Origin of the sequence: Pelosinus sp. sgz500959 (genome assembly GCF_042610375.1) — a bacterium.
Taxonomy (GTDB): Bacteria; Bacillota; Negativicutes; order DSM-13327; family DSM-13327; genus CTSoil-075.
The window spans coordinates 1-6,327 of the sequence record NZ_JBGJZL010000032.1 but is presented as its reverse complement, the minus strand read 5'-3'; the positions used below and the strand labels follow the sequence as shown (position 1 = coordinate 6,327).

The following is a 6,327-nucleotide window of genomic DNA, read 5'->3' as shown; positions in this document are numbered from 1 at the left end:
TGAATAATGTGCTTGCTTAGAGCCGATGATACGCTCAAATTGAGCCACCATCACGTTAATTTTAAACCACCTTCACGCAAGGTGAGCCATTTGGATTTTTTAGGCAATAATGAACTTATGCACTACATGATTTGGTAGTGTAAATAAGTTCAAAGGAAGTTACTTTATGCCTAATTACCGTGAAATCCTTCGTCTCAATAGTCAGGATATCAGTCAAAGAAGTATCTCAACCAGTTGTCAGTGTTCTCGCAATACTGTATCAAGTACCTTAAAACGTGCTGAAGAGTGTGGCATTTCATGGCCATTGCCTAAGAATATATCCGACAATGAACTAATTCAGCAGCTTTTTCCCAGCAGAACGCTTTCTTCATCACGTAGATTACCCGATTGTGAATATATCCATAAAGAAATGGCTAAAAGTGGTGTCACACTCAGCTTGTTATGGAATGAATACTGTGAGATATGCAGGATGAATAACCAAATTCCCTTTATGTATACTCAGTTTTGCAAATACTACCGTGATTATGCTAGTGTCACCAAAGCTACGATGCACATTGATCGCAAGCCTGGTGAGCAACTAGAGGTTGATTGGGCTGGACAAACAGCTAAAATCATTAACAATGAAACTGGCGACTTCATAGACACCTATATATTTGTCGCCGTTTTACCTTCAAGTCAATATGCTTACGTAGAAGGTTTTTTATCGCAGAATCAGGAGAGTTGGATTATGGCACATGTAAATGCCTATCAATTTTTCGGAGGCGCTACAAGGATTCTTATCCCTGATAACCTAAAGACTGGCGTAGAAAAAGCGTCATGGTATACGCCAGTTATTAATAAAACCTATCACGAAATGGCTGAGCATTATGGAACGGCCGTCATACCAGCACGCGTTAGAAAACCCAAAGATAAACCTAGCGTCGAAAAGGCTGTAGGTATTATTTCTACTTGGATTATCGCAGCTCTTCGTCAGCAAGAATTTTTCTCACTGAGGGAATTAAATGAGGCAATTCGCGGAAAACTTTACGAATTTAATGCAAAACCATTTCAAAAGAAACCAGGAAGTAGGCTGAGTACGTTCATCGAAGAAGAAAAACCTGCTCTATTGGCACTTCCAGCAGTGCCATATGAAATGGCTATTTGGAAAATCGCAACGGTACAGTTTAACTATCACATATCTGTCGACAAAATGCACTATAGCGTGCCATACGAATATATTAAACACAAAGTCGATGTTCGAATAACTCGAAATGTCATTGAAGTATTCTTTAACAATCATCGGATCTGTTCGCATCCAAAATTACATGGACGCGAAGGTCAGTATAGTACTGTAGTGGAACATATGCCAGAAGATCATAAGAAATATATGACATGGAATGCTGAACGATTTACTTCTTGGGCAGAAGGCATTGGACCAAGTACTTCCATAGCTATAAAGGCTATTCTTGCCTCGCATCGGATTGAACAGCAAGGATATAAGAGTTGCATGGCATTACTGAAATTAGCTGATAAATATGCAGTTAACCGACTTGAATTTGCCTGTGGAAAGGCATTATCCTATACGCCAAACCCTAGCTATAAAAGTATACAAACCATTTTAAAGACTGGACAAGATAAAGTGATGAATGATAAACCACCAATTCGTGATACCTCTGCTGAGTTTGGCTTTACCAGAGGAGCCGATTACTACGGGAGGAAATCATAATGGTGAATGAAATGACTATCACAAAACTACATGAACTGAGACTAAATTCTATGGCAGAATGCTATCGTCAGCAGATTCATGATTCATCCTTTAATGACTTATCATTTGAAGAACGTTTTGGTCTCATGGTTGATACTGAATGGGCACGAAGGAAGAACAATAACTTAGCTCGGCTTATCAGAAAATCTGAGCTACACTTTCCCGATGCTTGTATTGAAGATATTGAGTATCATGCTGATCGCAAATTAAACAAATCACAAATTGCTCGACTCTCTACATGCAATTACATTCAAGAAAAACATAATATCATTGTCCTCGGTGCTTCCGGTGCAGGTAAAACATATATAAGTTGCGCTTTGGGTATCGCTGCTTGCAGAAACTTTTATACGGCAAAATATATTCGTCTTCCTGATCTACTCAATGAACTTGCTGTGGCAAGAGGCGAAGGAATTTATCAGAAAGTCATGAAGCATTACAAACGAATCAGCTTACTCATTCTTGATGAATGGCTACTTGTGCCACTCAGTCAAATCGAAGCAAGAGATCTTTTAGAAATTATTGAAGCAAGACATAAAAAGGCATCTACTATATTTAGCTCACAATTTGCTCCAGCTGGCTGGCATGGAAAAATTGGCGAAGATACATTAGCTGATGCCATTTTAGATAGAATCGTTCATGATTCATATACCATATTTATTGATGGAGAAGATTCTATGCGCAAACGTAAAGGCATCCATGAATAGCAAAAACTAATTGTTGAGTTTTCCTGTTGCTTTTTCATCACTTTCATTAGTGGTTCACTAAGCAACAGGATAGCTCAAATTAAGCGTGAAGATGGCTCAACGCAGAACGTATTGGCGGCGCTGCCGCAGCGTAATATTCAATAGCCTAGCGCAGCAATTTCGTCAAAGATAATGCTCGCATTGATGCAACCTTCATTTATACGTGACAAGATGTAACTCTTAAATGGATCTAGTTTGCTTGTCAAAGTAACTTGCTTTTGATAGTGGGGGATCTGATCTGTGTGAAGCCACTTGGAAACTGTTTTTCGATCGATACCGAGCGTTTGTGCTATTTGAATGTTTGAAAATCCCTTGCTTCTTAAATCTCTAATCATGAAAAACTCCTCACGTTGTACCATATGCTCCTCTCCCTTCTAAGAGGATGGTACGTTTTTTGTGGGTATTTTTCAACCGATTATTATGGGTAGTTTAACATCGTTTACGACACCTACTCACATTTTACAAACTAAACACTCCAACTTCCAAAACTCCACAAAAAGTAAAGCATGTTAGAAAGGTCCGCTACAATAAACATTGGCGGCTACTTCTAACATGCTTGTTATATTTATATGGATAATGTTACAATGATAGATTTTGATCATTACTGTCATTAGTAGTTGAATCTATCAATCTAGATTTATAAATCGATTCAAATCATCCCACAGCAAAACCAATGAATGAGATGGTGTGCCTTCAAAATCATCAATAAAATCTTTGAAATGCCTCGCACCTAAATGAGTATATATTCCTTCTGCCCTATCATTTCCTTTTACAATGCAGATGGACATTTTTTTATATCCTTTATTATAAGCGTATTCACCAATTGTAAAAATCAATTTTTTCCCAACTCCACCACCTTGTACTGATTGCAAAATATGCAAGGAATCAAGTATCAGACAGTCCTTCAAATCATCATATGGCTTATATGCTGCAAAACCAATGATCATACCATTTTCGTCTACCGCAACAAAAACTCCTTGCTGATCTGTATGAATATATGACAACCACTTTTCTTTTGAATGTTCATATGTCATGCTTTCCAAAAAAGAATCTGATAAAAGACCTTGATATGTAGCCTTCCAATTATCAGTATATATTTTAGCAATGGCTTCTACGTCATTGTCTATGATCGGCCTAATCCTCATATATATTCCTCCTGATAATTTCTTTAAAATCCAATCCATACGCAAATTCAAAGAAAAAGTACACTCAAAATTACTGTAAGGGTCAACGCAAGGGTCAATTTGACATAAAAAAAGATCCGCATAACCTGCAAAGCCCTGAATTTACTGGTGGGGTTAGGTGGACTCAAACCGCAGACCTCTTCGATGTCAACTAGACAATGGCACTCTGACTAGTCGGATCGAATCCGCTATAGCCTGATTTTGCTGGATTCTTGTCCAAGGATAAAAATGGAAAACGGGGTAAACTGATTAGAAAGATTAGAAGGAGATTAGAAAGGATTTGATTGTTTTCGTTTCCTTAATTCTAAAAACCTCTGCAAGAGTATATTAAAATCCGCCCTGGTGCCGTATCCTTTTTTAATAAAAACATCTGCGAATAGGCGAACTGCTTCACTACTTTTTTCTGGTGGTCTTACCTTATGTGGAAATGAGATAATGTTATTTTTCGATTTCTCTCTATCTAAAAAATCGTCCATTATCGTAACCATTTCAAACTCATAAGGCTGATTATTCACCAGCCCCTTTTCATCAAGAAAAACGTAATGTATTTGTATGCTGAAAGCTTTATTATTTTGATTTAGAAAAACCCACATTTCTGAAAGTTTTTGTGTAGCTTTCTCTGGTATATTGATATCACGATTAATGCCTATCCGCTTAACCTTTCCATCAATAACAATATAGCGTCTTGCTCTTGTATCCGCCATAACTATACACCCTTTATCAGGTTATCTTCTAACAGTATATCATACCTAAATCAAAATTCCATTTATTCTAAAAATACAAAATCAAGCCGTTACCTATAATATCTATTATCCAAAATACGATTTAAAGTTTTTCAAACTCTCCGTAAGAACTTCTCTGTATTTTTCATCAACAAGAATTGGTTGAAGTTCATTATCACCAAACGCTTCAACATATTCTTGCCAAGGACCTTCACAAATACTGTCAAAAAAGCACTGTCCACAATTCTTACCTTTTCTCTTAATAGATTTTCTCACATCATTCCAAACAAAAGTATCTTCTTTCACCTGAGTACATATTGTATTGCTTTGTAAATACTGAAGTTCTCCTACTAATTTTAAGTGTTTCGGAATAATACAGAACGGAATAGCCTCAAACTCAATAAAAATATTATTTTTTTTAGCAAGTTTGATAGTGTTTTCCAACTCGTCTTTCAATGATGTGTATGTAGGTATTACTATATCAAAATTTTTCCTCGCATCTCCCTGTCCATGTGGAAAAGCAAAGCAGATATATTTGACTCCTAATGAACTTACCAACTCAACTATATCAGCCAGCTCATGTTGATTAATTTTAGAAATAACGACTTTTATAATAACCATTTTATTTAAGTCAGTCATTTCTTTAATACCTACACAAGTTTGTTGAAAGCTGCCCTTTACTTGAGTTATAGAGTCATGTGTTTTAGCTTTAGCACCATGTAAGGCAATAACAAACTTCATTTCTTTTACATCTTTTACTAATTTTTTTACATATTCTAAACTTAATTGTCGTCCATTTGTCTGCATTGTAATTTTTAAATTGGATTGAATACATTTATTTAGAATTACATCCAAATCTTTACGGATAGTGACTTCACCACCTGTTAAAACAATTGATGTAATTCCTTTCTTCAATTCATCATCAATTTGCTGTAGACACTCTTCTGTTGTTAAATCCATGGCAATATGATTATTAACTAATTTATCTTTACTATCTACAATAACGCAATGCTTACATCTATTGTTACACGAATAACCAACTTTTAAGTCATACGTCAGTATAACACTCACTTCCTTTTATCCATATATTTATATAAATTCATTAAATCTTTTTTATCCAAACTAGCCAGTCTATTTGATAGATAAATATTATTAATATTACTGCCTTTTTTAATTTCAGGAATAACATCCTTAAGTTTGCCATTAAGCCACGTAGAAACACTTATTCCCTGTATTAATTGATTTAAACCGTCTTTTGATAATCCAGTTTGATTACAAGCAGTACACGGAAATTCAGAAACATCTATGCCTTCATATAGTCCTTCTTCTCTGATTAGTTTTTTACCATCACAATATAGACAAGGAAACATCTTGCGTACTTTATTGATTTCAGTCATTATTTTTTTATATCCTAAAATTTCAAAGACATAAGTATTCCCATTCATTTTACTAAAATATTTTTCTAATATCTCTTCTTTTGTATCATATATACCTGGTTCATCACATATCACAATTTGGTTATTTTTACCAATACGTTCAAGGTGCGACATCGCAATTTCTTTATATGGCAGTATATTATTTAATACAATTGTATAGCCAAACAAACTGCTACTTTCAATTTCTAAAAGCTTTAAAATTACCTGTATTTTTTTTGAAAACAATGATACATCGCTATTAAAATAAATATCTTTACCAATTATGTTTTTCAATTGATTATATATTTCGATCTTTTCAAATTCTTTACCATATTGACTGATCGAACTGTTTAAAATATCACGAATATCAACATCTGCAATTTTAAGACTTTTTGGGTGGTTAAAAATTTTCCCCTGACAAATAGGACAAATAATTTTATGTTTTGAATTATTTAAGCTATCTTTAGTTGGCCCTTTAGATTGCCGCATATATTTGTTAATCAAAAACAAAATACCTTG

7 protein-coding genes are annotated in these 6,327 nt (G+C 34.9%); 2 read left to right on the top strand and 5 right to left on the bottom strand.

The genetic code is table 11. The annotated features are described in order from the left end of the window. The first annotated feature begins 166 nt into the window (after nt 1-166). Complete coding sequence (istA, locus tag ACAN52_RS21695; protein ID WP_378957222.1) at nt 167-1,705, top strand: IS21 family transposase; 1,539 nt, start codon at nt 167-169, stop codon at nt 1,703-1,705. Further along, complete coding sequence (gene istB / locus ACAN52_RS21690) at nt 1,705-2,448, top strand: IS21-like element helper ATPase IstB (RefSeq protein ID WP_378957220.1); 744 nt, start codon at nt 1,705-1,707, stop codon at nt 2,446-2,448. The genes istA and istB overlap by 1 nt, the downstream gene beginning before the upstream one ends. 137 nt (nt 2,449-2,585) lie before the next feature. Here the strand turns inward: istB and ACAN52_RS21685 are convergent, their stop codons facing one another. From ACAN52_RS21685 to ACAN52_RS21665, 5 genes are all read right to left on the bottom strand, one after another. Further along, on the bottom strand, nt 2,586-2,846 hold the full coding sequence (locus ACAN52_RS21685) for a hypothetical protein (protein ID WP_378957218.1): 261 nt from the start codon (nt 2,844-2,846) through the stop codon (nt 2,586-2,588). A gap of 267 nt (nt 2,847-3,113) precedes the next feature. Beyond that, on the bottom strand, nt 3,114-3,632 hold the full coding sequence (locus tag ACAN52_RS21680) for a GNAT family N-acetyltransferase (protein ID WP_378957216.1): 519 nt from the start codon (nt 3,630-3,632) through the stop codon (nt 3,114-3,116). A 308-nt stretch (nt 3,633-3,940) separates the two neighbouring features. Beyond that, nucleotides 3,941-4,375, bottom strand: coding sequence for a hypothetical protein (locus ACAN52_RS21675; protein WP_378957214.1), 435 nt, complete (start codon nt 4,373-4,375; stop codon nt 3,941-3,943). A gap of 105 nt (nt 4,376-4,480) precedes the next feature. Continuing rightward, nucleotides 4,481-5,464, bottom strand: coding sequence for a radical SAM protein (locus ACAN52_RS21670; RefSeq protein ID WP_378957212.1), 984 nt, complete (start codon nt 5,462-5,464; stop codon nt 4,481-4,483). Further along, the coding region (locus tag ACAN52_RS21665) for a hypothetical protein (RefSeq protein ID WP_378957210.1) at nt 5,461-6,327 on the bottom strand (867 nt) is incomplete at its 5' end. The genes ACAN52_RS21670 and ACAN52_RS21665, both read right to left, overlap by 4 nt.

Coding starts and splice junctions, on each gene's coding strand:
- istA (WP_378957222.1), top strand. CDS start 167: ATGCCTAATTACCGTGAAATCCTTCGTCTCAATAGTCAGGATATCAGT.
- istB (WP_378957220.1), top strand. CDS start 1,705: ATGGTGAATGAAATGACTATCACAAAACTACATGAACTGAGACTAAAT.
- ACAN52_RS21685 (WP_378957218.1), bottom strand. CDS start 2,846: ATGGTACAACGTGAGGAGTTTTTCATGATTAGAGATTTAAGAAGCAAG.
- ACAN52_RS21680 (WP_378957216.1), bottom strand. CDS start 3,632: ATGAGGATTAGGCCGATCATAGACAATGACGTAGAAGCCATTGCTAAA.
- ACAN52_RS21675 (WP_378957214.1), bottom strand. CDS start 4,375: ATGGCGGATACAAGAGCAAGACGCTATATTGTTATTGATGGAAAGGTT.